The organism is Pseudomonas sp. EA_105y_Pfl2_R69, assembly GCF_963970915.1.
GTDB lineage: Bacteria > Pseudomonadota > Gammaproteobacteria > Pseudomonadales > Pseudomonadaceae > Aquipseudomonas.
In genome coordinates this window covers 12,897-38,253 of sequence record NZ_CAXAOO010000011.1, presented here as the reverse complement: position 1 = coordinate 38,253, position 25,357 = coordinate 12,897, and the positions used below count along the sequence as shown (strand labels likewise).

The window sequence follows — 25,357 nt, the reverse complement described above, 5'->3', positions numbered from 1 at the left end:
GGCCATAGATAAAAAACGCTACTGAGCCACAAGACTGCTCGATTGAGGAGCAAGACAGCGACGCCAGCGCGTCATGTCCGCGCTGAAACAAAAATGCCGTTCGCCTGGGAAAGCGAACGGCATCGAGTACCCAGCGGACGGTTAGAACGTCTGGTTCTTCGCTGCCTTCTCCAGCAACAACGCCGGCGGCAGGAAGCGCTCGCCGTACTGCTCGGCCAGGTACTGGGCGCGGGCGACGAAGTCCTGCACGCCATACTGGTTGATAAACTGCAGCGCCCCGCCGGTCCAGGCGGCAAAGCCGATGCCCATGATCGAGCCGATATTGGCGTCGGCCACCGACGTCAGCACGCCCTCTTCCACGCAGCGCACGGTTTCGATGGCCTGGATAAACAGGATGCGATCGCGCACATCGATCTGCGAAATCTGCGCATCCGCCTTCTCGAAACGCGCCTTCAACTCCGGCCACAGATGCTTCTTGCCGCCCGCCGGAGCGCCGGCCGCCGGGTATTCGTAGAAGCCCGCACCCGCCGCTTTGCCTGGGCGTTTGTACTCATTGAGCATCATGTCGATCACCGCAAAGGCCGGATGCGCGGGGATCTGCTTGCCTTCGGCGGCCAGGTCCTTGATGGTCTGCTGGCGGATATGGTTCATCAGGCTCATCGACACTTCGTCGCTGATCGCCAACGGGCCGACCGGCATGCCGGCCTTGCGCGCTTCGTTTTCGATCATCGCCGCGCTCACGCCTTCGCCCAGCATGGCCAGGCCTTCGTTGGTGAAGGTGCCGAACACCCGCGAGGTGAAGAAGCCGCGGCTGTCGTTGACCACGATCGGGGTCTTCTTGATCTGCATCACGTAGTCGAAGCCGCGCGCCAGGGTCTCGTCGCTGGTGTGCTCGCCCTTGATGATTTCCACCAGCGGCATCTTGTCCACCGGGCTGAAGAAATGCAGGCCGATAAACTTGTCCTGCTTCTGCACTGCCGCAGCCAGGCCGGTAATCGGCAAGGTCGAGGTGTTGGAGGCAATTACCGCGTCGCTCAGAGCCGCACGTTCGGCAGCCGCAGTGACATTGGCCTTGAGGTCGCGATCCTCGAACACCGCTTCGATAATCAGGTCGCAGCCTTCGAAATCGGCATCGCTGACGGTTGGCTTGATCCGCGCCAGGATGCCATCGCGCTTCTCGACGCTCATCTGGCCACGGCCGACCTTCTTCTCCAGCAGCTTGGCCGAGTAATCCTTGCCCTTCTCTGCGGCCTCGATGGAGATGTCCTTGAGCACCACCTCGATACCGGCCACCGCCGACACATAGGCAATGCCGGCACCCATCATGCCGGCCCCGAGCACGCCGACCTTCTTGGTCACATAGGGCTCGAAACCTTGCGGGCGGGAGCCGCCGGCGTTGATTTCATTGAGCTGGAACCAGAAGGTGCCAATCATGTTCTTCGCCACCTGGCCGCAGGTCAGCTCGGTGAAGTAGCGCGCCTCGATGATCTGCGCGGTGTCGAAGTCGACCTGAGCACCCTCGACGGCGGCGCACATGATCTTCTCCGGTGCCGGGAAGCAGCCCTTGGTCTTGTCGCGCAATACGCTCGGGGCGATGGCCAGCATCTGCGCGACGTTGGGGCTGGACGGCGTGCCGCCCGGGATCTTGTAGCCGGCCACATCCCAAGGTTGTTTGGGCGCGGGGTTGGCGACAATCCAGGCGCGGGCCTTGGCCAGCAGGTCGTCGCTGTTGCTGGCCAGTTCGTGGATCAGACCGGCCTTGAGCGCGGCATCCGGACGAACCTTCTTGCCTTCGGCCAGATACGGCAGGGCCTTTTCCAGGCCGAGCAGGCGCACCATGCGCACCACCCCGCCGCCGCCCGGCAACAGGCCGAGGGTCACTTCCGGCAGGCCGAGCTGGATACTGGAACTGTCCAGGGCGATACGGTGATGACAGGCCAGGGCAATTTCCCAGCCGCCGCCCAGGGCCGCACCATTGATGGCGGCCACCACCGGCTTGCCGAGGCATTCCAAGCGGCGCAGTTGGCCCTTGATATTGAGGATCATCTGGTAGAAAGCCGGTGCGTCGGCCTTGGTCACCTTGATCAGCTCATTGAGGTCGCCGCCGGCGAAGAAGGTCTTCTTCGCCGAGGTCACAATCACCCCAGCAATGCTGTCTTTCTCAGCTTCCAGACGGGCAACGGTAGCGCCCATAGCTTCGCGGTATACCGCGTTCATGGTGTTGGCACTCTGGCCGGGCATGTCCATGGTCAGAACGACGATATTGTCCTGGCCTTTTTCGTAACGGATGGCGTCAGTCATTTCTATTCACTTCCCAAATGTCGGGGGAGCGCTTCAGGGGCGTCACGAGCGAAGGTCAGGCAAGGCGGAAACCATTCGGAAAGCGGAGTTTGCTGGTGCAAATGAGCATTTCCGGAGGATTTCCAACGCAGCATGGCCGAGCGCAGTAGCCCGTGATAGCTCCTTAAATACGTTCGATGATGGTGGCTATACCCATGCCGCCGCCTACGCAGAGGGTGGCCAGGCCGTAGCGCAACTGACGCTTCTCCAGCTCGTCGAGCAGGGTGCCGAGGATCGCGCAGCCGGTCGCGCCCAGCGGGTGGCCCATGGCGATGGAGCCGCCGTTGACGTTGACCTTGTCCTCGGCAACGCCCATGTCCTTCATAAACTTCATCACCACCGAGGCGAACGCCTCGTTGACCTCGAACAGGTCGATGTCGTCGACGTCCAGTCCGGCCTTGGCCAGCGCCTTGCGCGTGGCGGGTGCCGGGCCGGTGAGCATGATGGTCGGGTCGGTGCTGGTCACGGCGGTGGCGACGATGCGCGCGCGCGGCTTCAAGCCCAGCTCCTTGCCCTTGGCAGCGCTGCCGATCAACATCAGGGCCGAACCATCGACGATGCCGGAGCTGTTGCCCGGGGTGTGCACGTGGTTGATCTGCTCGACGTGGCTGTAGACCCGCAGCGCGGTGCTGTCGAAGCCCATCTGGCCCATCATCTCGAAGCTCGGCTTGAGCTTGCCCAGGCCCTCGAGGGTGGACTCACCGCGGATAAATTCGTCGTGGTCGAGTAGCACGATGCCGTTCTGATCCGCCACGGGAATCAGCGATTTGCTGAACGAGCCGTCCTTGCTGGCGCGGGCGGCCTTCTGCTGCGAGCGCAGGGCGAAGCTGTCGACGTCGTTACGACTGAAGCCCTCCAGGGTGGCGATCAGGTCCGCGCCGATGCCCTGCGGGGTGAAATGGGTATGCATATTGGTCGCCGGGTCCATCACCCAGGCACCGCCGTCGGAGCCCATGGGAATGCGCGACATCGACTCGACGCCGCCGACCACCACCAGGTCCTCGAAACCGGAGCGCACCTTCATCGCGCCGAGGTTCACCGCTTCCAGCCCCGAGGCGCAGAAACGGTTGAGCTGCACACCCGACACACTGACATCCCAATCGGCAACCATGGCCGCGGTCTTGGCGATGTCCGCGCCTTGATCACCCACTGGCGTCACGCAGCCGAGCACGATGTCGTCGACCTGGCTGGTGTCCAGGTTATTGCGCGCTTGCAGCGCCTTAAGCAGGCCGGCGATCAGATCGACAGGCTTGACGCTGTACAGCGCCCCGTCCTTCTTGCCCTTGCCGCGGGGCGTGCGCACCGCATCGAAAATAAATGCTTCGGTCATGGCTTCCTCAGACCTCCAATGGAGGGTGGCTGGCGGCACATATCGATCGATTGCGCCTGTTGTTGAGCTGGCTACACCATACGCCCTGACTTTGCAGGCTCAATGACCGAAATGCTCAGGGCTATTGACCGCTCAGCTCAGACGAACGGTCAATAGCCCTGCCGTGCCCGTGCATGCCGTCTAGCTCAAGGGTCCACCGCGCTCGGCAGGGCCTGCGTCATAACCTGTGGGAACAAACCTGAGAGCCCTAGCAATCAACACGTCTATAGCCCCAGGCCGAGTACCCCTACAGTTGATTCAGGCACTGGTATGACCACATGCCTGAGCAGGTGCCGCCGCCGGGTTTTGCCGGGGCGGCTTGATCCACCAACGGCGTGACGCCGCGGCCCGCAGGCAGTGACAGCGAGCAGGGAATGCCACACCAAGAACAACAACAAGGTCAGTCGCCATGTTCAATCAAGCCAAGATTCGCCAGGCCAGCGTGATCGTATTTGCCACCACCCTGATTCTGATTCTTCCCAACCTGACCCGCCTGGTCAGCTAACGTCCCTCGTCCTGCTGCCGGGGTCGCTGCGTTGCAGCAGCCCCCGGCGGCAGGCTTCGCTATGCCCTGCCCGCCCCTGAACCCGCCCCTGCAGCACGGCCAGCCCCTGTGCTAGGGTGACGCCATTGTTGGTTCGGGAGGCCCTCATGCGCTTACTGCTTACCGCCCTTGGCCTGGTCGCCGGCCTGCTGCTGTCGGCCTGCGAAGCCGAACGACCCGCCGTGATCGACGCGCTGCAATCGCCCGCTCACCTGTTGATCGATGTGCGCACCGCCGAGGAGTTCGCCGCCGGTGCCCTGCCCGGGGCCCGGCGCATCGGCCACGAGGAGATAGCCGCGCAGATCGCCAGCCTGGCCCCCGACCTGGACACCTCCATCGTGCTCTATTGCCGCAGCGGCCGCCGCTCGGCGCTGGCCGAAGCCAGCCTGCGCGCCCTGGGCTACCGCAACCTGATCAATGCCGGTGGTTATGGCGAACTGAAACTGGCCCTGGAGAATCACCCTTGAATACCCGCCCATTACTGATCGGCCTGCTGGCCCTGCTGCTGGGCGGCCCCCTTCAGGCCGCAGAACTGCTCCTCGATATAGGGGCCGAGAGCCAGCACTGGAGCAGCGCCGAACTGCTCAAGCATCCGCTGACGCAACAGATCGACATCGACCAGGACGTCAGCTACCAAGGCCCCATGAGCTACCGCGCCGTGCCGCTGGCGGCGCTGCTCGAGGGCGTGCAGGCCGATGAACACCTGCAACTGGTGGCCCGCGACGGTTTTGCCGCCGAACTGCCGGCCGCTCTGGTGCTCACCCCGGGCGGCAGCCAGGCCTGGCTGGCCATCGAGGACCCGAACCAGCCCTGGCCCGTCCTTGGCGTCGACAAACCCAGTGCCGGCCCCTTCTACCTGGTCTGGCAAAACCCCGCCGCCAGCCAGATCAGCCCGGAACAATGGCCCTTCCAGGTGGTGGCCATTCGCAAACTGGCCCCGGTGGCGCAACGCTTCCCGCAACTGCTACCGGCCGCCGATGCCAGCGCCGCAGTGCAGGCCGGCCTGCTCCAGTACCAGAAGCACTGCATGGCCTGCCACCGCCTCAACGGCGCGGGAGACTCACAGTTCGGCCCCGACCTGAATGTGCCGCATAACCCGACCGAGTATTTCAGCGGCGACTTCCTCGGCCGCTATATCCGCGACCCGCAAAGCCTGCGGCACTGGCCGCAGGGCAAGATGCCGGGGTTCTCGCTCGAGGCAATGAATGAGCAGGAGCTGGCGGAGTTGATTGAGTATCTGGGGCATATGGCGGGGCGCAAGGCCGTGCCTTGAAGGCTGGCGCGGCCAACCCGCGGATAGCTCGGAGACTCGCAGGCCATAGGCTGGGTTGAGCAGCGCGATACCCCAAATCGCCTTGGTGGAAAACGCTTCACGGTTTTCCACCCGGCTGATAGGCCGTTGTTTTTGGCTATGTCCCACTGACCTGTTGCAAGCAGCTTGCATAGGGTGGGTTAGCCGCATGCCGCGATTGCCAAGGATCACGTCACCCGGAACGCGGCGTAACCCACCATCGGCCAACGCGTTCCATCGTCTGGTGGGTTACCTGGCGCTCAAGTTCCGAGCGGAACAATCAATCTCGGATCAGCGCCACTAAACCACCCACAAAACTGGTGCAGCGCCTCTACTGCTGCTGCACCAGCAGCAACGGCGACACATCCACTCGCGCATGCATCTGCTCGCCACCGCCGCCGCGGCGCATGCCGCGTACCGGGCAGGCGTCGAGGTAGTCCAGGCCCACGGCCAGCTTCAGGTGGCGCTCGGGTTTGGCCAGGCAGTTGGTCACGTCGAAGCTGTACCAGGCACCGTCCAGCCAGGCTTCGGCCCAGGCATGGCTGGCCAGGTGCTCGCTGCTGTCGGCAAACAGGTAGCCGGACACGTAGCGCGCCGGGATACCCAGGCTGCGGGCGCAGGCGAGGAAGGCGTGGGTGTGGTCCTGACAGACCCCCTTGCCACTGGCGAAGGCCTCACTGGCGCAGGTTTCCACCGCGGTCGTTCCGGGCTGATAACTGATATGGGCATTGAGGGCGTGCATCAGGTCGATCAGGCTGCTGCGGTCCTGGCGGCTGTTGCTCTGCCGCAGGGCGAATTCGCGCAGGGCCTCGTCGGCGCTGGTCAGGCGGGTAAAGCGCAGAAACGGTAGCGGCGACTGGCTTTCATGCTCGGCTTCGCGCGCTTCATCGATATCCACCTGGCCGCGGGCACCGATCACGATGGACTCGTGGGGTTCGTCCAGGGTCAGCACATGGAGGATATTGCCGTAGGGGTCGAGCTGCGCGCGCACCGGCCGCGGCAGGCTCAGCTGCCAGCTGAGCACCTGCTGGCGCTCGCTGTCGTGGGGCGTCAGGCGCAGGTACTGGATGCTGTTGCGCACCTGGTCTTCGTAGCGGTAGACGGTGTCGTGGCTGATTGACAGTCTCATGCGACCTCCAGATAGGACGTTTGAATGGCTTGCCCCAGCTGGCGCACCAGCAGGATGAAATCGGAGAGCCAGGCATGCAGGCCTTCGTCGAGCACTTCGTTGATGCTGGTGTAGCGCAGCCGCGCCTCCAGTTCGGCGGCCAGACGCTGGGCCGGGCGGCCGTTGTCGCCGGGCAGGCTGGCGAGCATCAGGCTGAGTTCGTCCATGCAGGCGCGCAGTGAGCGCGGCACGTCGGCACGCAACAAGAGTAGTTCGGACACCTTGCGCGTGCCCGGCGAGCCGCGGTAGATCTCGGCGAAGGCCTCGAAGGAGGACAGCGCACGCAGCAGCGCGGTCCACTGGTAGTAGCTGCGCGCCGGACGGCCGTCGACTTCGTCGATGTCTTCGCCGAGCATCTCGTAGCGCGCATCGAGCAGGCGCAGGGTGTTGTCGGCGCGTTCGATAAAGGTGCCCAGGCGGATAAAGCGGTAGGGATCGCCGCGCATGATGGTGCCGAAGGTGGCCCCGCGAAACAGGTGCGAACGCTCCTTGACCCACTCGCAGAAGCTGCTGATGCCGTAGCGCCCGAAGCCCTGCTCGGAGATGCCGCGCATCTCCAGCCAGGTGGCGTTGATGTTTTCCCACATATCGGCGGTGATCCGCCCGCGCACGGCGTGGGCGTTGCTGCGCGCGGCCTGCAGGCAGCAGTAGATGCTCGCCGGATTTTGCGGGTCGAGGGCGAAGAAATGCAGCATGCGCTCGGCATGCAGCGGCCCGTGCAGCGCCAGGTAGTCGTCCAGGGTGCCGGTGATCAGCAGCGGCAGGGCCAGTTCTTCCAGGCCATCGCCACGGCCGTCCTGGGGCATCAGCGACAACGAATAGCTGACTTCGAGCATGCGCGCGAGGTTCTCGGCGCGCTCCAGATAACGCGACATCCAGTACAGATCAGAGGCCGTTCTCGACAACATGATTAATCCTCCACCACCCAGGTGTCCTTGGTTCCGCCGCCCTGCGACGAGTTGACCACCAGCGAGCCTTCGCGCAGCGCCACGCGGGTCAGGCCGCCGGGGACGATGCGGGTTTCCTTGCCAGACAAGACGAAGGGCCGCAGATCGATATGGCGCGGTGCGATGCCGCGCTCGACAAAGGTCGGGCAGGTCGACAGGCACAGGGTCGGCTGGGCGATATAGGCCTCGGGCTTGGCGATCAGGCGGGCGCGGAAGTTTTCGATCTCCGCCTTGCTCGCCGCCGGCCCCACCAGCATGCCGTAGCCGCCGGAGCCCTGGGTTTCCTTGACCACCAGGTCGCCCAGGTTGGCCAGCACATGGGACAGGTCGGCGGGTTTGCGGCACTGCCAGGTCGGCACGTTCTTGAGGATCGGCTCCTCGGTCAGGTAGAAGCGGATCATCTCGTCGACATAGGGGTAGATCGACTTGTCGTCCGCCACCCCGGTACCGATGGCATTGGCCAGCACCACGTTGCCGCTGCGGTAGCAGGCCAGCAGGCCGGGCACGCCAAGCATGGAGTCGGGGTTGAAGGCCAGGGGATCGAGGAAGGCATCGTCGAGGCGGCGGTAGACCACGTCCACCTGCTTGGCCCCGGCGGTGGTGCGCATAAACAGCTTGTCGTCGCGCACGAACAGGTCCGCACCCTCGACCAGCTCCACGCCCATTTCGCGGGCGAGGAAGGCGTGCTCGAAGTAGGCGCTGTTGAAGCGCCCCGGAGTCAGCACCACCACGTTGGGGTTGTCCAGCGGGCTGGAAGACTTCAGCGTATCGAGCAGCAGGTTCGGGTAGTGGTCGATCGGAGCCACGCGCTGGGCGGCGAACAGCTCGGGAAACAGGCGCATCATCATCTTGCGGTCTTCGAGCATATAGCTGACGCCGCTGGGGGTACGCAGGTTGTCCTCCAGCACGTAGTAACTGCCGTCGCCATCGCGCACCAGGTCGACCCCGGCGATATGGGCGTAGAGGTCGCGGTGCAGATTCAAGCCCTGCATGGCGATCTGATAACCCTCGTTGGCCAGCACCTGCTCGGCGGGGATGATCCCGGCCTTGATGATGTGTTGGTCGTGATAGAGGTCGGCGAGGAACATATTCAGCGCCTGCACCCGCTGGATGCAGCCGCGCTCGACCATACGCCATTCGCCGGCGGGGATACTGCGCGGGATGATATCGAAGGGGATCAGCCGCTCGGTGCCCTGATCGTCGCCATACAGGGTGAAGGTGATACCCGCACGGTGGAACAGCAGATCCGCCTCGCGGCGACGCTGAGCCAGCAGTTCATCCGGCGTGTCCGCCAACCAGCGGGAAAAGGCTTGATAGTGCGGGCGGACTGCGCCGCTCGCGTCGTACATCTCGTCATAAAAGGTGCGGGCCATGCCGTACTCCTTGTCACCCGGACATGGAGTCAGCTTTGCAAGGCCCGCGCCAGCGACAACAAACCTTAAATATCAATGGCTTGGATATCTGCCCCGAGATTAACGCACCAAAGCCGTGCCCTCCCGTGACCAGCCAGTCGCGCGCGCGCCATTTTAAGGCGCGCACCGGGGTATCGCGTAGGGTGCGCCGTGTGCACCGGTGCAGGTCTCGGTCACTGGGTGCGTCCGGCACGCCCTACCCACTCACGCGGCGGCGTTATCAACATCAGGCAGGGTGGATAGCGCTGTTTTTATCCAGCACAGGGCAAACGCGGGTGGATGGGTAAAACGCCATCCACCCTACCCGCAGGTCAGAGCCCGGCCAGCTGCAGCCAGTGCCTATAGAAGCCTTCGGCCACACGGTTCAGCTCGGCGACCTTGGCGGGCAGGTCTGCCAGCATCTGCGCCCTGCTCTGCTGGCTGGCCTGGCTGTCATCCAGCAGGTGGTGCCAGTCATCGAGCCATTCGCGCACCAGGGCCTCGTTCATTTCCGGGTGGCCCTGCAGGGCCAGCACCTTGTCGCCCCAGGCAAAGGCCTGATTGCTGCACCAGCGGCTGGCGAGCAACGGCTGCGCGCCGGCCGGTATGGCGAAGCTGTCGCCATGCCATTGGAACATCGAAAACTCGGCGGGCAGATGGGCCAGCCAGGGGCTGTTGGCGGCCTCCGGCTGGCGGCTGAGGGTCTGCCAGCCGCTCTCGGTATAGGGCATGCGCGTGATTTCCGCGCCCAGGGCCTTGGCCAGCAGCTGGCCACCCAGGCAGTGGCCGATCAGCGGGATCTCGCGGCGGATCAGCTGCTGCAACGCCGCCACCTCGGTCTGCAGCCAGGGCAGCGGGTCGTTGACGCTCATCGGTCCGCCCATGATGGCCACGGCCCTGGGCTGCTCCAGATCGATGCCGTCCAGCTCGCCCAGGTCGGCGCGCAGCACCTTGAACGAGCAGCCAGCCTGCTCCAGCACCTGGCTCAGGTGGCCCGGCGGGCAGTACTCGATATGGGTAAAAATCAGAACATCGCTCATGGCTACAGGCCTGTCAGTCTCAACGCTATTGTGCTGCGCATGGGCCGGGCAGTCTGAAGGAAAGCGGGGCTTGGGTCGAGGGGCCGGTACGGCACATGAAGCATCGGCCAGCTGGGCTGGCCGATTTTTTCTAGGGTTGCAGGTTCTTCACCTCCTGCGTAACGCCCCAACCGTCCAGCTTGCCGCCAAGCGGTTCGACCACGGACTCCAGATCATGCTCGAAGTCGCCAATGCCGTGGTAGGTGGCAAACATCACCTTACTGACTTGCAGGTGCCATACACCGTCATCACGCTCGGTCACCAGGGCGTGTAAAGATTCACCACGAAATTTGCGGGTCGCCATACGGGCCCGCTCCTCGTCAGGGAAAATGGCGTAGAACTCGATGGGATGGAAGCTGGCAAAGTCGAAGCCACCCTCCTTCATCCGCCGTAAAACCCCGTTACTGACATCATCGTGCAAGGCTGTGCTCATGAAGTGACCTCCTCAGGCGATGGATTAACTACTTTCCCATGCAACCGCCAGAAACCGGCGGTGTCGCGGCACAAGTCGCTGAGCCGCCCGAGATTCAAGCAAGGAGCTGCTTGATGTGTCATAAGCCAGTCCTGAAGCCAGGGCTGGTCGACGCGGGCTGTTCAGGGCGAACAGACCGGAAGCGTCATTTGCAGACTAGCCCTATCCAGAGCACTTTGCCCAGCAAAACTTGCGGGGCCGGCGCGCAGCAGGCCGTTGAAAAAGGCCCTGTTCCAATCAAGTTTTGCCCACAATGCTGAAGGGTTGAGCAGAATGTAGGCGCAGCCTTGGCCGCGATACTCTTCTATCGACCTCGATTCGCGGGCAAGCCCGCTCCGACAAGGGCTGCGCATCTCGGCAAGAGCCAACTCAGATATAGCCTTTGCGAGGCTAACGCAGTGTTGCCAACGCCGGTGGTTTTTCAACGGCCTGGTCTCAGTCGCGGCTAAGCCAGCGCATGGTCAGGCGGCTGATCCAGGCCGGGGTCAACTGCCCCGTCCAGTACATCAGCTTGAACTGCAGGCTGACCGGGCGATGCACCGCACGGCTGTGGGCCTGTTGCCAGGCCGCCTCGGCAATGTCCTCGGCCTGCAGCTTGACCCCCAGGCGTCGTAGCACCGGGGCCTGGAACTGCTGGTTATCGAGCATGGGGGTGCTGACGAAGGGCGGCATCAGGTCGCCGACGCGGATGCCGTGGCGCGCCCATTCCAGGTCCAGCGCCTCGGTCAGACCGCGCACGGCAAACTTCGAGGCCGAATAGCTGGCCAGGTGCGGTACCCCGTACAGCCCCGAGGCCGAGCCCATATTGATCACCTGGGCACCGGGTGTGACGCGCAGGTAGGGAAAGGCGGCGTGGGTCATCTGCAGCAGCCCCAGCACGTTGATCTGCAGAATGCGCGCATGCTCGACCGCGTCGATCTCCTCGAAATGGCCGCAGCGCAGAATCCCGGCGCAGTTGAGCAGCAGGCGCAACTGGCCGCCATGCTGGGCGCAGAAATCCGCCAGGGCGACCTTGACCGCCGCCGGGTCGGTCACGTCCAGCTCGGCGTGCCAGACATCGCCCAGCTCGGCCGCCAATGCTGCCAGGGCCTGGTGATCGATATCCAGCAGGCCCACCTGCCAGCCCTGGCGGTGGAACAGGCGCGCAGTCGCCGCGCCAATACCCGAGGCCGCGCCGGTAATCAGGATGTTGTTCATTCAGCAGCCTCGCTCTCGCAGAAAGCTCACCACTTCGGCCAGGGCGAAATCCGCGGCTCTGAGCAGGCCGGCGTGGGCCTGGAACACGTGCCACAGATCCGGATAACGCTGCAGACGCACATCCACGCCGGCGGCCCTGGCCTTGTCGGCAAAACGCAGGCTGTCGTTGCGCAGAATTTCGTCTTCGCCCACCTGGATCAGCAGCGGGGCCAGCCCGTGCAGATCGGCGAACTGCGGTGACAGGCCGGGATCGTCATGGCCCAGCCCGGCCGGGCAATACAGCGCCAGGGCCTGCTCCACCCATGTGCGCTGGATCAGCGGATCGCCCGCCGGCGGTTCGTGCAGCTGCGTGCCGGTAAAGTCGGTGACTGGCGAGAAGCACACCAGCGCCGCCGGTTGCGCCTGGCCCAGGTCGCGCAGGTGCAGGCTGGTGATCAGGCTCAGGTTGCCGCCGGCCGAATCGCCACCGATCACGATCTGCTCAGGCTTGTAGCCCTGCTCGATCAACGCCTGAAACGCCGCCACGGCGTCTTCGCGAGCGGCCGGATACTGATGCTCCGGAGCCAGGCGGTAGTCCAGGGCGCAAACGTCCAGCTGGCCGCGCTTGGCCAGGTGGGAGCAGATCGCCCGGTGGGTATTCGGCCCACCGATCAGGTAGGCCCCGCCGTGCAGGTAAAGCAGCACAGTGCCGCGACCACTCTGCGGCCTGTGCCATTGTCCGCTTTGCGGCCTGTGCAATGGGCCTCTTTGCGGCCTGTGCCATTCGCAGGGTCGCCCGGCCAGGGTGCCGGCGCTGCGCGTGACGCCACGGGGAGCCGGGCTGACCGCCGTCAGCAGGCGCAGCACCGCGCGCTGCCCGGCAATCGGCATGGGTGGGCGCACCAGGCCACGAAACAGCAGGCGCAGGCCGCCGCGCAGCAGCGTGCGCAGCAGGGTCTGTTCGACGGCAGGCGGGGTGAATTCAGCGGGTGCATTCATAGTCATTCAACTCCGGCGCGCGGGTCAGGTGGCGATAAGCAAAGGTATAGCCCGGCCAGTTATTGGTACTTTTACCGGTGGCGGTCTTGTACCAGCTGGTGCAGCCCTGCTCCCATATCGTTCGATGTGAATGGGCCTGAATCCACTGGTTATAGTCCTGCTGCACCGAGGCTTTGACGTCCACATAGCGTAGGCCCTGTGCACGCAGCAGATCGATGCAGCCCAGCACATAGCGGAACTGGCTCTCGAGCATATAGATGATCGAGTTATGCCCCAGATTGGTATTGGGCCCGTAGAGGATAAACAGATTGGGAAAGCCACTGACGCTGATGCCCTTGTAGGCCTCCGCGCCCTCGCGCCAGACCTGGTTCAGTTCCAACCCGCCCAGCCCGCGAACCTGCATGGGGGCGAGAAACTCCGTGGCGGCAAAGCCGGTGCCGTAGATCAGCACATCGCAGGGGTGTTCCCGGCCGTCGGCGGTTACCAGCGAGTGCTCCCGAACCTGACTGATCGCCTCGCCGACCACCTGCACATTGGCCTGGGCCAGTGCCGGTAAATAGTCATTGCTGATCAGGATGCGCTTGCAGCCCATGGGGTAATCCGGCCGCAGCTGCGTACGCAGCTGCGGGTCACGGATGTGCCGGCGCAGGTGACGCTCGAAACTCAAGCGCATCGGCCTCATCAACCAGGGCATGCTGATAAAGGCCAGCCCGCGGGTTTCATGCTGGATGTACTTGAGCATACGGTCGATGCGCTGCAACCAGGGCAGGCGACGCATCAGCGCCAGCTCCCAGGCGCGATAGGCCCGGTCCGGCTTGCTCAGCACGTAGGCGGCCGAGCGCTGGAACAGCTTCAGCTCGGCCACCCGGGGCTGGATCTGCGGCACGAACTGAATCGCCGAGGCACCGGTGCCGATCACCGCCACGCGCTTGCCCGTCAGATCCAGATCATGCCGCCAGCGCGCCGAGTGGAAAGCCTCGCCCTGGAACCGCTCGATACCGGGCAGGTTGGGATAGGCCGGGCGGTTAAGTTGCCCGCAGGCGCTGATCAGCAGCGCGGCAGTCAGCTCCTCGCCATTGCCCAGGGTCACCCGCCAGAGCGTGGCGACCTGATCGAAGCGCGCCGACAGCACCTCGGCATTGCAGCGGATACGCGGGCGCAACTGGTACTTGGCCACGCAGTGCTGCATATAGGCGTGAATTTCCGCCTGGGGGGCAAACTTGCGGCTCCAGTCGGTTTTCGCCTCGAAGGAAAACGAATAGAGGTGCGAAGGCACATCGCAGGCCGCCCCCGGGTAACTGTTGTCGCGCCAGGTGCCGCCGATATCGGCGGCCTTCTCCAGGATCAGGAACTCCTCGATACCGGCCTGCTGCAAGCGGATGGCCATGCCCAAGCCGGCAAAGCCGCTGCCGATGATCAGCACGCGCAAGGGTGCTGCCGGGCGGGAACTGTTGTGCATTGTTATCTCCCCAATCGCATCTGTTTGACAGCACAGGATGCTACTTGCCTGGGTAGACAAAGGTTATGGCTTAGCCGGACAACGAATTGTGACTTTCGGACAGCGCACCTGATCGCGGCAGGCCGAGGCTCTAGCGAGTAAAGCCGAATGCCCCGGGAAGCCGCCTATTCCCGGGCACTCGGAAGGCGCACGGGGCGCGGGTCAGGAATGACGCGGTGCGCCCGCAACGGCTACCAGAACTTCCACCAGCGCTTGGGCCGCGTCACGCGGTTGCCGGTATAAGCCTTCTGGGAAAACTTGGGAAACTCGCCAAATACTTCGGGCAGCCGGTAGGTGTCCAGCGCATAGCCGTTGTCCAGCGCCTCCTGGTAATAGCGGTCGAAGAGGTTCTGCAGGTCCTTGCGCGGGTGCGCCATGATCTGACCATCGAACCAGTGCTTGCGCCCTTCTCCGGCCAGACGCGGAACCGAAAGAGAGTGGGAGAACTGAGTGCCCATGTCCGAGTAGTGGAGAATCTTGATCTGCTCGATCGGGCTGTTCTCGCCGTCGATATTGTTGTACTCGGTGTCGAACGGCTGAATCACTCCGGTATTGACCTTGTAGTACTTCTTCAGTTGCTGGTGGACCTCCGGCCGGCTCTTGATCTCCTCGATCGCCGGCAGGTGCTGTTCAGCCGCGGCGCAGTCCCACATCGACACGCAGAAGCGCCAGGACTCCTGCCCACCCTTGGCCATGACCACCTTGCCGGGCTCGAAGGGCAGTTGCCAGAGTTCGGCCAGGTCGCACAGGACGATCACGTCCGTGTCCATATAGATGGCCTTGCCCTGGTAGCCGCAGTAGGCCGGAATGCCCCAGCGAAAACCCGAAAACGGCGTGGCCCAGGCTTCGGTGCGCCAACCCTGCTGCTGCGCCGGATTGGCATGCCAGAAGCTCTGCGGGTCGCGGGAAAGCTGCATCCAGTGGATTTCGACCGGCATGGAGCAATGCTTACGGATGCTGTAGTCCAGCACCATCATCTGCTCCAGGTCACAGTCGTTGGGGTCGCAGCCAACGAATACCTTGATCACTTCCTGCATACCCTGGGGTTCCTCTGCCACTGCCTGGCTCCGCTAAAACCTGATGCACGCCAGCCCTGGGAGGCGAACGCAAATTTCGGCGTACGCTAATGCTTTGCCGCCGGCAGATCAAGCAGGCAGCCGCCTGGCCGGCCTTCGCCTGGCGACCCGAAGCTGTGGCATAGTCGACCACCCTATTGTGACTTTCGGACAGACGCATGCCCCACCCGCCCCCCAGCGCCTCCAGACGCAGCATCACCAGCGCACAACTACTGGTCCAGCTGGGTCTGGAACTGGGCCTGAGTCTGGAAACCTGCCTGCTGGACTGCGGCTTGACGCCGTTGCAACTGGCCGACCCTTTGGCCGAGATCGCGCCGCAGCAGGAACTGCAACTGATCGCCAACCTGGTCGCGGCCCTGCCCGGCGTACCGGACCTGGGCCTGCAGGCCGGCCTGCGCTACCGGCTGATCACCTATGGGATCTGGGGTTACGCCCTGCTCAGCAGCCAGGACTTTCGCCAGGCCGCCGAACTGGGGCTGCGCTACCTCGACCTGACCTACGCCTTTACTCATATCCGTCTGAGCGAAGAGCACGACCACGCCCACCTGCACTTCGATGACGCGCACCTGCCGCCGGAGCTGCGGGACTTTCTGGTGCTGCGCGATGCGGTGGCAGTGATGGTGATCCAGCGCGAGCTGACCGGCACCGCCCTGCCCCTGGACCGCGTGCAATTGCGCATGAGCGCGCCGCGCCAGCGTGCGGCCTTTACCGAGCAGTTCGGCCTGCAAGCAGAATTTGCCTGCACGGAAAACCGCATCAGCTTTGCCCGGCACTGGCTCGATGCACCGCTGCCCCACGCCAACGCCCCGATGACGAGCCTGTGCGAACAGCAATGCCAGGCCCTGCTGGCCAAACGCCGGGTGCGCAGCGGGCTGGCCGGCCAGGTACGCGATCGCCTGCTCAGTACCCCGGGCCGCCTGGCCGACATGGAACAGGTCGCCAGCGAGCTGAAGCTCAGCAGCCGGACCCTGCGCCGCCGCCTGGAACAACAGGGCAGCAGCTTCCGCCAGTTGCAGGAAGAAGTGCGCCAGGCCCTGGCCGAAGAGTTGCTGGCCACTGGCGGCCTGAACCAGGAGGAAATCGCCGAACGCCTCGGTTACAGCGAAGTGTCGAACTTCGCACATGCCTTCCGCCGCTGGAAAGGACTGACCCCGGGCCAGTACCGTCGCAGCCAGCGTTGAGCCCTGCGCCTCGGCACGCGGTGATCATTTACCCTAGGATCTTGGCACTTTCCGCGTTCAAGCAACGGGCCTGAGCTACGCCTTGAGGATCGAGGTGGATTAGTTTGAAAGTCAGTTCGACGCTGACAAGCCCACCCGCGGCGGTTATCGTCCAGCCATGAATCAGTCACCCGCGCCCATACTGCTCGACTACCAGCCGCCCTGGCAGTGGCAGCAATTCCACGATCATTTTGCCCTGCGCGCCTTGGCCGGGGTCGAAAGCCTGCAGCCCGACGGCTATGCACGCAGCGTGCGGCTCGATGGCCGGCGCGGCTGGTTCAGGGTCCAGCCCCTGGCCGACGCATCCACTCTGCTCCTGCACCACAGCGATTCGCTCGGGCCCTGCCTGCCTGCGCTGATTGCCCGTGTCCGCAAGATGTTCGACCTCGACTGCCAACCACAGCAGATTGCCGCACACCTTGCCAGCGACCCGCAACTCGGCGCGCTGGTCGCCCGCAATCCCGGCCTGCGCCTGCCCACCGCCTTCGAGCCGTTCGAGCAGGCGGTGCGCGCCATCGTCGGCCAGCAGGTTACGGTGAAAGCCGCCGTGACCATCACCGGCCGCCTGGTCATGCGCCTGGGCGAGCCGCTCAAGAGCGACGATGCGCCTGGCGTGCACCGTCTGTTCCCCACTCCAGCCGCCATCGCCGAAGCCAATCTGGAGGCCATCGGCATGCCCGGTAAACGGGTGCAGACCCTGCAGCATTTTGCCGCCCAGGTAGCCAGCGGCACGCTGCGGCTGGATCTGCGCGACGGTTGCGCCGCCCTGATCGAACGCCTCTGCGCCCTGCCCGGCATCGGTCCCTGGACCGCGGAATACATCGCCCTGCGCGCCTTTGGCGAGGCCGACGCCTTTCCGGCCAGCGACCTGGGCCTGCTCAAGGCACCGCTATGGGGTCCGGATGGCATCGACGCCAAGCAGCTCAAGGCCCGTGCCGAAGCCTGGCGACCCTGGCGTGCCTACGCGGCGGCGCATCTGTGGCACAACTACTCGGAGGGCTAAACCATGTTCTACCGCTACCACGACAGCCCGCTCGGCCGCCTGTTGCTAAGTGGCGATGCCAGCGGCCTGCAGCAGGTGCTGATGGATATCGACGACACGCCCCGGCTCATCGCCGAGCAGTGGCGCAGCGCCAGCGATGAGCTGGATGAGGTGTGTAGGCAACTGGACGAGTATTTCGCCGGATGCCGGCAGCGCTTCGAGCTGCCCCTGGCACCCCAGGGCACAGCGTTTCAACAGGCCGTGTGGCAGGCGCTGCTGCAGATTCCCTTCGGTCAAACCAGCAGCTACAGCGCCCTGGCCGCGCAGATTGCCCGGCCCAAGGCGGTACGCGCGGTGGGGGCAGCCAACGGGGCCAATCCGATCGCCATCATCATCCCCTGCCATCGAGTGATCGGCCGCGATGGCAGCCTCACCGGCTATGCCGGCGGCCTGCCGCGCAAGGCCCTGCTGCTCAAACTGGAAGGGGCGCAGTTGCCGGAGCAGGCGTTGCTGGGCATCTAAGACTCAGGGCGGAGGGATCCGCGCCAACACCCTGGCCGGCACGCTGAGCGGTAGCACGAGGATCAGGCCTTCGCCCGAGGCGGGATAAATCCTGCTCAGGGCGGTGATATTGACCTGGTGCGATACCAGTACCAACGGCGCGCCGCGAGCCAGGCGGTTGACCGCCTCAAGCAGTTGCCGGGTCTGCTCGCCGGCCCGCGCCTGCGTCGCGAAAAAGGAATCCAGCGCCGGCAAGGGTTCGACGGCAGCCAGGCCCATCTCCTGTCCGGTGTCCAGAGCCCGGCACCAACGACTACTGAGTATTCGGGGGCGCTCGATACGCTGGCTGCGCAACAGCTGGCCCCAGCGCTGCGCCTGCTCGCGGCCGAGCTGATTGAGATTGCGCTGAGTGCGGCAGTCAGCCAGCTGAAAATTCGCCGGATCACCCGTGCCTGGCGCAGTGGCATGGCGCAACAGCAGAACGGCGCGGCCTTCACGCAGCGCGGTCCAGGCGTGTTCATCGCCGGCCTGGACCGCGCCGCTCAGCAGGCACAGCGCCCAAAACCACGCACCGGCCTTAGAACTTGATCGTGCCACGGGGCCCCATCAACGCCCAGATGATCAGGCCGATCACCGGCAGCAGTACGATCAGCACTATCCACAACACCTTGATGCCCGTTTCGGCGTTGCTTTTGATAACGCTGAGAATCGCCCAGATATCCAGGGCCAGAATGATCAAGCCCAGCAAACCGTTAAAGGTGGAACCCATGTTGACTCTCCTGAGTGTGGGGGTTGCCTGGATAGGATAGACGCTGGTGGCCAGAGTTCAGTCAGACCGCGCTCGCGCCAGGCAAGGCGTAGCGGCTGCTAGCAGTCATCCAGCCCGGCGATGCTGGCGACAAGCGCATCGTCGGCGGGTTCGGCAACCGGCAACTGGTCGCTGTCGAATAGACGCAGCAGGGTAATCCGCGGCTGCTCGCCGGAGTCGAACCAGTGCAGGGTGGCGGCCGGCAGCTGCACCAGGTCGTTCTTCTCGCACTGCACGGCATACACATAGTCGTCGATATGCAGGCAGAGCAGGCCACGCCCCGCCAGGCAGTAATGCAGATGCGCCACGCCATAGCGCTGCGCGCTGGGCAGGCTGGTACGCGGGCCGTCCTGGTAGCGCGGTTCGCTACACAGGCTGAGCACATCGAAACTGGCGAAGCCACGCTCGCTCATCAGTTGGTCGAGCTGGGTGCGGCAGGCCGCGACCACCTCATCGACAGCGCTGCCGGCCCGCACGGGCACCGCGACCGGCAGCTGGACGAACTGCACGCCGACCGCGGCCAGGGTACTGGCGATGTCTTCGGCGTGGGTCAACAGCTTGTTCGGGGCTTCTGGTGAGGACTGGTGGTAGACGGTCAGGCTGCTCATGGTCGGGTTCTCGCACTCTCGGTAAGGGCTGCAATGGGCGCGGCAAGGCGTTTTGGACAGCGACTCACGGCTGTTCTTCGCGCATATAGATGGCACTGATCAAGGCCGCCGCCAGGACGATCAGACTGGCGATGGCGAAGGTCCAGGCCGGCCCCAGGGTATTCCAACTGTAGCCGGAATACAGCGCGCCCAGGGCACCGCCCACCCCGGCCAGGGTGGCATACAGGGCCTGGCCCTGACCCTGCTGGCGGTCGGCGAAGCTGCGCTGGACGAAGTGGATGGCCGCCGCATGAAAACTGCCGAAGGTCGCCGCATGCATCAGCTGGGCGAACAGCAACACCGGCAGATGATCGGCCAGGTTGCCCAGCAGCAACCAGCGCACGGCGGTAATCAGGAAACTGGCCAGCAGCACGCTGCGCAGCGAGTAGCGGGCGAGCAGTTTGGCCATAACCATAAACAGCACGATCTCGGCCAGTACCCCGAGGGCCCAGAGTTGGCCGATCAACCCGCGCGAGTAGCCGAGGCTCTCCAGGTGCAGGGTCAGAAAGGTGTAATAGGGGCCGTTGCTGAGCTGCATCAGGCCGACGCTCAGATAGAAGGCGAGAATCCCCGGGCGGCGCAACTGGCGGATAAAGCCGCCCTGATCCTGGGTATTGGGGCGCATCTGCGGCTGGGCGTTGGGCACCCACCAACTGCTCAGCACGATGCCGCCCATGATCAGGATCAGCGCCCAGGGATAGGCGTCCAGGCTGAGCAGCTCGAACAGCTTGCCCAGCCCCACCACGGCGACGATAAAGCCGATGCTGCCCCACAGGCGGATCTGGCTATAGCGCGGGGCCTGCTCCTTGAGATGGGCAAAGGTGATCACCTCGAACTGCGGCAGCACCGCGTGCCAGAAGAACGCGTGCAGCGCCATGATCAGCGCCAGCCAGGCGTAGCTCTGGCTGATAAAGATGCCGGCAAAGCACAGCAGCGTGCAGATCGCGCCGAAGCGCACGATGGCCAGGCGGCGGCCACTGTAATCCCCCAGCCAGCCCCAGAGGTTCGGCGCGATGCAGCGCATCAGCATGGGGATGGCGATCAGCTCGCCGATCCGTGCAGCGGAAAACCCCAGGTGATCGAAATACAGCGCAAGGAACGGCGCGGTGGCACCGAGCAGGGAGAAATAGAAAAAGTAGAACCCGGATAGACGCCAGTAGGGCAACGCCGGGCTCATGCTGTGCATAAACCCGGAACCGTGCTGCAGGACGCGGCTGGCCGCGCAACCATGCTAATCACAGCTGTGGCAGCACCGGCGTGGTGACCCGCACATCGGCATTCTGCGCACGGTGGCGCAACAGGTGGTCCATCAGCACCATGGCCATCATCGCCTCGGCGATCGGCGTGGCGCGGATACCCACGCAGGGGTCGTGACGGCCCTTGGTGATGATGTCGACCGGGTTGCCGTCGACATCGATGGAGCGCCCCGGCGTGGTGATGCTGGAGGTCGGTTTAAGCGCCAGGTGGGCAACGATCGGCTGCCCGGAAGAAATGCCGCCGAGGATGCCGCCGGCATTGTTGGAGAGGAAACCCTCGGGGGTCATCTCGTCGCGGTGCTCGGTGCCGCGCTGGGCGACGCTGGCGAAACCGGCACCGATTTCCACGCCCTTGACCGCATTGATGCTCATCAGCGCGTGGGCCAGTTCGGCGTCCAGGCGGTCGAAAATCGGCTCGCCCAGACCCGGCATCACGCCCTCGGCAACCACGGTGATCTTCGCCCCGACCGAATCCTGGTCGCGGCGCAGCTGGTCCATATAGGCTTCCAGCTCCGGCACCTTGTCCGGGTCGGGGCTGAAGAAGGCGTTCTGCTCCACCGACTCCCAGTTCTTGAACGGAATCTCGATGGGGCCGAGCTGGCTCATATAGCCGCGAATCACAATGCCCTGGGTAGCCAGGTACTTCTTGGCGATGGCACCGGCGGCCACGCGCATGGCGGTCTCGCGCGCCGAGCTGCGGCCACCGCCGCGGTAGTCACGGATGCCGTACTTGTGGTGGTAGCTGTAATCGGCGTGGGCCGGGCGGAAGGAATCCTTGATCGCCGAGTAATCCTTGGATTTCTGGTCGGTATTGCGGATCAGCAGGCCGATCGAGCAACCGGTGGTCTTGCCTTCGAACACCCCGGCGAGGATTTCCACCACATCGTCTTCCTGACGCTGGGTGGTGTGGCGGCTGGTACCCGGCTTGCGCCGGTCGAGATCGCGCTGCATGTCCTCCAGGGAAAGTTCCAGCCCCGGCGGGCAGCCGTCGACAATGGCGACCAACGCCGGACCATGGCTTTCGCCCGCGCTGGTGACAGTGAACAGCTTGCCGTAGGTATTGCCGGACATGTGCAAAGGCTCCGCAAGAATCGACCACAGGCCTGGCGCATACCCGCGTCAGGCCTCGTTAAATAAGGCGGCGAGTATACCCTTGGCGTCCATTGAGTTCATCCTCGAACCTTAGCCGCGGAAAAACGTCCAAATGGTCCCATTCTTAAAGTATCCCGCCATGTTGCGAGCCCTGCTAATGACCCTCCCCCTGCTTGCCGGTCTGGCCCAGGCCGCGCCCAATACCCTGCAGCAGCGCCCACTCAGCCTGGAGACCAGCCAGGGTACGCTGCATGGCACCCTGCTCCAGCCGCGCAGCGCCGAGCCGCTGGCCGTGGCCCTGCTGATCGCCGGCTCCGGGCCGACCGACCGGGATGGCAACAACCCCGCAGGCGGGCACAACGACAGCCTCAAGAAGCTGGCCCAGAACCTGGCCCGGCACGGCATCGCCAGCCTGCGCTACGACAAGCGCGGCGTGGCCGCCAGTCGTGCGGCGACCCCGGACGAACGCGACCTCAGCGTAGACGCCTACGTCGCCGACGCCGTGGCCTGGGGCCACCTGCTCAAGCGCGACGCGGCCTTCGACCGGCTGATTCTGATCGGTCACAGCGAAGGCGCGCTGATCGCCAGCCTGGCCGCCCCACAGCTCGAGGCCGACGCTCTGGTGGCCCTGGCCGGCAGCGCGCGACCGATCGACCAGGTGCTGCGCGAGCAGCTGTCCTCTCGCCTGCCACCGCCCCTGCTGGCGCAGAGCAACCGGCTGCTCGACAGCCTGCTGGCCGGGCAGACCAGCGCACCAGTGCCCGAGGCCCTGCAGGTGCTGTTCAGGCCCAGCGTCCAGCCCTATCTGATCTCGCTGTTCAAGCAGCAGCCCGCCGAAGCCTTCGCCAGGCTGAGCATGCCCACACTGATTGTTCAGGGCAGCCATGACATCCAGGTCAGTGTCGCCGATGCCCAGGCCCTGCACGCCGCCAAACCGGATGCCGAACTGTTGATAGTGCCCGGCATGAACCATGTGCTGCGCATCGTACCGCTGGCCATGCCGGCGCAACTGGCCAGCTACAACAACCCTCGGCTACCCTTGGCCGACGTGCTCGGCGCAGAGATTTCCGCTTTTATCCGGCGCAGCGCCCCAGCCGCAGACTCCAGATAGACGCAGGTCAGCCGATAAGCCTGAGGACAGGCGAGGCCAGCACCGGCTTCGCGCACAGGACCCTTGCGTATGACTGACCAGCAAACGCCGCCAACCGCTGCCGAGATCGACGGACAGCCCCCGGCAGAGATGGAAAAGGCCCATCCCTGGGCCGAACTGGACCCGGAACAGTTCAGCCTGCTGAGGCTGGCCCCCTTGCCCATCGACCGCCATACCGGCCCACGGCCCTTGCGCTTTATCCAGATGGGTCGCCTCGAACGCCAGAGCCCGCGACAGAGCCTGCTGCGCCTGACCCTGCAGCTGCCCGGGCAACGTCTGCGCAAGGAACAGAATGTGCTGGAAGTCTGGGCCGACCACCGCCAGAAGCTCTTGCGCTTCGCCCCGGACGACGGCCTGCACCTGGAGCCGGAAAACCGCGGCCTGGGCCGCTTTATCCTGGCCCAGGCCATCGCCTGGGCGCGCCGGCATTACAGCCATTACCAGGTTCAGGGGGCCGCCCTGCCGAGCAGAGACGCCTTCAGCGAAGAGGCCAGGGCCCGCCGTGACCACTGTCTGCAAGCCCAGGGCTTTGTCATCGAATACCTCGACCCGCTGCAGCTCAAGGCGCGCTATGGCACACCGCGGGTCAGCACGCTGCACAGCGACTGGAATGCCGACAAGGTGCAGATCGTCGAGCTGCTCGACGCTGCCGGCATGCTGCAACAGGCCGACCAGAACCTGCGCGAACAGGAGAGCAAGCTGCGCAAGCTCAGTGAACGCATCGATCGATTCAGACGCGAAGACGGCAGCCTGCGCTTTACCATCACCTGCCTGGTCGCCTTCTGCCTGTTTCAGGCCGGCCTGCTGATCTGGATCGCCACCCGCTGATCCAGCCCGCCAGGAACCTGTCCGGCTTTTGCGCAGTAGAACAGCGTTAAGTCCGACAGGCTCCGAGGCTAAAGCTGGGCGGCCAGACGGGCGCGGCGGTTGCGCAAACCGGCCATCAGCGAGGGGCCCAGGGCGGTCAGCGCCGAGCCCAGTACCACCAGCACGGCACCGCCATAGGCAATCCAGTTGATCTGCTCGGGCTGCACATGGGCCGGCCACCAGCTTGCCGCCAGCGCCACCGAGGTGAAGGTCACCAGCGGGGTGATGGCCAGGGTGGCGCTGACCCGCGACGCCTCCCAGTGCGCCAGGGCCTCGGCAAACGCGCCATAGGCCACCAGGGTGTTCAGGCAGCAGGCGAACAACAGCCAGGCCTGCAGCGAACTCAGTTCAAACACCTGCGCCGGCTGCGCCCAGGGCGTGAGCAACAGGGCGCAGGCCAGGTAGATCACCATCATCACCTGCAGCGAATTCCAGACTGTGAGCAGCTGCTTCTGCGCCAGGCCATAAAACGTCCAGACGCATGCCGCCAGCAGCACGATCAGCACCCCCGCGGTGTAATCGCTCAGGGAGGTCAGCAATTCGCCCAGACGCTGGTTGAAGAACAGCACAAAGCCGATCAACAGCAGCGCCAGGCCCATGCCCTGCCCCAGGCTGAAACGCTCGCGGAAGACGAACAGGCTGCTGATCAGCAGCAGAATCGGCGCGACCTGGATCACCAGCTGCGTAGTGCCCGGGCTGAGCAGGTTCAGGCCAATCAGGTAGAGCACATAGTTGGCGCTCAACCCGGCAATCGCCAAGGCCAGCAACCAGCGGCCCTTTTTCCCCAGCGGGCGCAAAGCCGGCAAACGCCGACTGGCGGCCAGATAGGCGAGCAGAATCGAGCCGGAAACCAGCAGGCGATACCAGGTCACAGTGACCGGGTCCATCACCTGCAGCACCTCTTTCAGCTTGATCGGCAGCACGCCCCACAGCACCGCGGTGAGCAGCGCGAGAAACATGCCGTAGAGCCAGCGACCGGAAGATATGTGCATGACAGCCTCGAAACGCGCCGGCATGCCCGAAATCCGGCACGCGGGTGGCGCAAAGGCGCATTCTAGGGCCTGGCCAGACGGCACTACAGTCACAGTTGCAGACCGTCAGACAGCAGAACTGTGCTGATGGCCATCGGCAATCGTCACGAAAATGGCGTCAACACTCAAAAAAATGTGAAAAAAGCCGTCAAAAATCGACCATTTGTCGCCAAATCACGTATCCGACCAGTTGCCGATTAGACTCAAATCAATAGCTACTAATTTGGGAGGAGTGAGCATGTTTGGTCAGCGTCATGTGGACCCCAGCCCCGGCACCCATTACCGCAGCGAGCGGGTCAGTTCGGTCAATGGCCAATACTTCTTCTCCACCCGGGAAGGCACCCTGGAAGGCCCCTACTTCACCCGCATCGATGCGCTACACGGAATAGATGCCTATATCCAGCGCATGCAAATTTCTGGCGCGCTCTACGCGCGATCCAACCGCTTCTAGCC

Annotated in this window: 25 protein-coding genes; 8 read left to right on the top strand and 17 right to left on the bottom strand. The window is 64.4% G+C overall.

Features of this window, described 5'->3' with window-relative positions:
* Positions 1–141: 141 nt before the first annotated feature.
* Entirely contained in the window at positions 142–2,301 is a 2,160-nt protein-coding gene (locus tag AACY13_RS22275) for a 3-hydroxyacyl-CoA dehydrogenase NAD-binding domain-containing protein (protein ID WP_339463779.1), read from the bottom strand.
* A gap of 163 nt (positions 2,302–2,464) precedes the next feature.
* Positions 2,465–3,670 (bottom strand): acetyl-CoA C-acetyltransferase, encoded by a 1,206-nt coding sequence (locus tag AACY13_RS22270; RefSeq protein WP_339463778.1) that lies wholly within the window; start codon positions 3,668–3,670, stop codon positions 2,465–2,467.
* A 690-nt stretch (positions 3,671–4,360) separates the two neighbouring features.
* Here AACY13_RS22270 and AACY13_RS22265 point away from each other — a divergent pair.
* Positions 4,361–4,720, top strand: a complete 360-nt coding sequence (locus tag AACY13_RS22265; protein ID WP_339463776.1) for a rhodanese-like domain-containing protein — start codon at positions 4,361–4,363, stop codon at positions 4,718–4,720.
* Positions 4,717–5,526: a cytochrome c gene (locus tag AACY13_RS22260; protein WP_339463775.1), complete on the top strand. Its 810-nt coding sequence runs from the start codon at positions 4,717–4,719 to the stop codon at positions 5,524–5,526. Before AACY13_RS22265 ends, AACY13_RS22260 begins: the two co-directional genes overlap by 4 nt.
* 349 nt (positions 5,527–5,875) lie before the next feature.
* Here the strand turns inward: AACY13_RS22260 and AACY13_RS22255 are convergent, their stop codons facing one another.
* The 9 genes from AACY13_RS22255 to AACY13_RS22215 all read right to left on the bottom strand — a co-directional run bounded on the left by AACY13_RS22255 (position 5,876) and on the right by AACY13_RS22215 (position 15,332).
* Positions 5,876–6,673, bottom strand: a complete 798-nt coding sequence (locus AACY13_RS22255) for a transglutaminase family protein (RefSeq protein WP_339463774.1) — start codon at positions 6,671–6,673, stop codon at positions 5,876–5,878.
* Positions 6,670–7,620, bottom strand: coding sequence for an alpha-E domain-containing protein (locus tag AACY13_RS22250; RefSeq protein ID WP_339463773.1), 951 nt, complete (start codon positions 7,618–7,620; stop codon positions 6,670–6,672). Before AACY13_RS22250 ends, AACY13_RS22255 begins: the two co-directional genes overlap by 4 nt.
* A 2-nt stretch (positions 7,621–7,622) precedes the next feature.
* Entirely contained in the window at positions 7,623–9,032 is a 1,410-nt protein-coding gene (locus AACY13_RS22245) for a circularly permuted type 2 ATP-grasp protein (protein WP_339463772.1), read from the bottom strand.
* Positions 9,033–9,382: 350 nt separating this feature from the next.
* Positions 9,383–10,090 carry a type 1 glutamine amidotransferase gene (locus tag AACY13_RS22240; RefSeq protein WP_339463771.1) on the bottom strand — a complete coding sequence of 236 codons (708 nt, stop codon included), beginning with the start codon at positions 10,088–10,090 and terminating at the stop codon, positions 9,383–9,385.
* Between the two features lie 130 nt (positions 10,091–10,220).
* Positions 10,221–10,562: a ribonuclease E inhibitor RraB gene (locus AACY13_RS22235; protein WP_339463770.1), complete on the bottom strand. Its 342-nt coding sequence runs from the start codon at positions 10,560–10,562 to the stop codon at positions 10,221–10,223.
* A 474-nt stretch (positions 10,563–11,036) separates the two neighbouring features.
* A complete protein-coding gene (locus AACY13_RS22230; RefSeq protein ID WP_339463769.1) occupies positions 11,037–11,798 on the bottom strand; it encodes an SDR family oxidoreductase in 762 nt (253 codons plus the stop codon).
* Positions 11,799–12,776: an alpha/beta hydrolase gene (locus tag AACY13_RS22225; RefSeq protein ID WP_339463808.1), complete on the bottom strand. Its 978-nt coding sequence runs from the start codon at positions 12,774–12,776 to the stop codon at positions 11,799–11,801.
* Positions 12,760–14,235, bottom strand: a complete 1,476-nt coding sequence (locus AACY13_RS22220; RefSeq protein WP_339463768.1) for a flavin-containing monooxygenase — start codon at positions 14,233–14,235, stop codon at positions 12,760–12,762. The genes AACY13_RS22225 and AACY13_RS22220 overlap by 17 nt, the downstream gene beginning before the upstream one ends.
* A 230-nt stretch (positions 14,236–14,465) precedes the next feature.
* A complete protein-coding gene (locus AACY13_RS22215; RefSeq protein WP_339463767.1) occupies positions 14,466–15,332 on the bottom strand; it encodes a glycosyltransferase in 867 nt (288 codons plus the stop codon).
* Positions 15,333–15,508: 176 nt separating this feature from the next.
* Here AACY13_RS22215 and AACY13_RS22210 point away from each other — a divergent pair, with 176 nt between their 5' ends.
* From AACY13_RS22210 to AACY13_RS22200, 3 genes are all read left to right on the top strand, one after another.
* On the top strand, positions 15,509–16,531 hold the full coding sequence (locus AACY13_RS22210; RefSeq protein ID WP_339463766.1) for an AraC family transcriptional regulator: 1,023 nt from the start codon (positions 15,509–15,511) through the stop codon (positions 16,529–16,531).
* Positions 16,532–16,688: 157 nt separating this feature from the next.
* Entirely contained in the window at positions 16,689–17,573 is an 885-nt protein-coding gene (locus tag AACY13_RS22205) for a DNA-3-methyladenine glycosylase family protein (protein WP_339463765.1), read from the top strand.
* Between the two features lie 3 nt (positions 17,574–17,576).
* Entirely contained in the window at positions 17,577–18,074 is a 498-nt protein-coding gene (locus tag AACY13_RS22200; RefSeq protein ID WP_339463764.1) for a methylated-DNA--[protein]-cysteine S-methyltransferase, read from the top strand.
* A 3-nt stretch (positions 18,075–18,077) separates the two neighbouring features.
* Here the strand turns inward: AACY13_RS22200 and AACY13_RS22195 are convergent, their stop codons facing one another.
* The 5 genes from AACY13_RS22195 to aroC form a co-directional block, all read right to left on the bottom strand.
* Complete coding sequence (locus tag AACY13_RS22195) at positions 18,078–18,650, bottom strand: histidine phosphatase family protein (protein ID WP_445262606.1); 573 nt, start codon at positions 18,648–18,650, stop codon at positions 18,078–18,080.
* Positions 18,631–18,822: a PLD nuclease N-terminal domain-containing protein gene (locus tag AACY13_RS22190; protein WP_339463763.1), complete on the bottom strand. Its 192-nt coding sequence runs from the start codon at positions 18,820–18,822 to the stop codon at positions 18,631–18,633. The genes AACY13_RS22195 and AACY13_RS22190 overlap by 20 nt, the downstream gene beginning before the upstream one ends.
* 98 nt (positions 18,823–18,920) lie before the next feature.
* Positions 18,921–19,469 (bottom strand): acireductone dioxygenase, encoded by a 549-nt coding sequence (locus AACY13_RS22185; RefSeq protein WP_339463762.1) that lies wholly within the window; start codon positions 19,467–19,469, stop codon positions 18,921–18,923.
* A gap of 64 nt (positions 19,470–19,533) precedes the next feature.
* A complete protein-coding gene (locus AACY13_RS22180) occupies positions 19,534–20,685 on the bottom strand; it encodes an MFS transporter (protein WP_339463806.1) in 1,152 nt (383 codons plus the stop codon).
* Between the two features lie 58 nt (positions 20,686–20,743).
* Positions 20,744–21,835 carry a chorismate synthase gene (aroC, locus tag AACY13_RS22175; protein ID WP_339463761.1) on the bottom strand — a complete coding sequence of 364 codons (1,092 nt, stop codon included), beginning with the start codon at positions 21,833–21,835 and terminating at the stop codon, positions 20,744–20,746.
* 178 nt (positions 21,836–22,013) lie between these two features.
* Here aroC and AACY13_RS22170 point away from each other — a divergent pair, with 178 nt between their 5' ends.
* Positions 22,014–22,967 (top strand): alpha/beta hydrolase, encoded by a 954-nt coding sequence (locus AACY13_RS22170; protein WP_339463760.1) that lies wholly within the window; start codon positions 22,014–22,016, stop codon positions 22,965–22,967.
* 69 nt (positions 22,968–23,036) lie between these two features.
* Positions 23,037–23,834, top strand: a complete 798-nt coding sequence (locus AACY13_RS22165; protein ID WP_339463759.1) for a hypothetical protein — start codon at positions 23,037–23,039, stop codon at positions 23,832–23,834.
* 68 nt (positions 23,835–23,902) lie between these two features.
* Here the strand turns inward: AACY13_RS22165 and AACY13_RS22160 are convergent, their stop codons facing one another.
* Positions 23,903–24,865: a DMT family transporter gene (locus tag AACY13_RS22160; protein WP_339463758.1), complete on the bottom strand. Its 963-nt coding sequence runs from the start codon at positions 24,863–24,865 to the stop codon at positions 23,903–23,905.
* A 277-nt stretch (positions 24,866–25,142) separates the two neighbouring features.
* Here AACY13_RS22160 and AACY13_RS22155 point away from each other — a divergent pair, with 277 nt between their 5' ends.
* The gene (locus AACY13_RS22155; RefSeq protein WP_339463757.1) at positions 25,143–25,355 is read left to right on the top strand and encodes a DUF6316 family protein; all 213 of its coding nucleotides are present in this window, start codon (positions 25,143–25,145) and stop codon (positions 25,353–25,355) included.
* Positions 25,356–25,357: the final 2 nt, after the last annotated feature.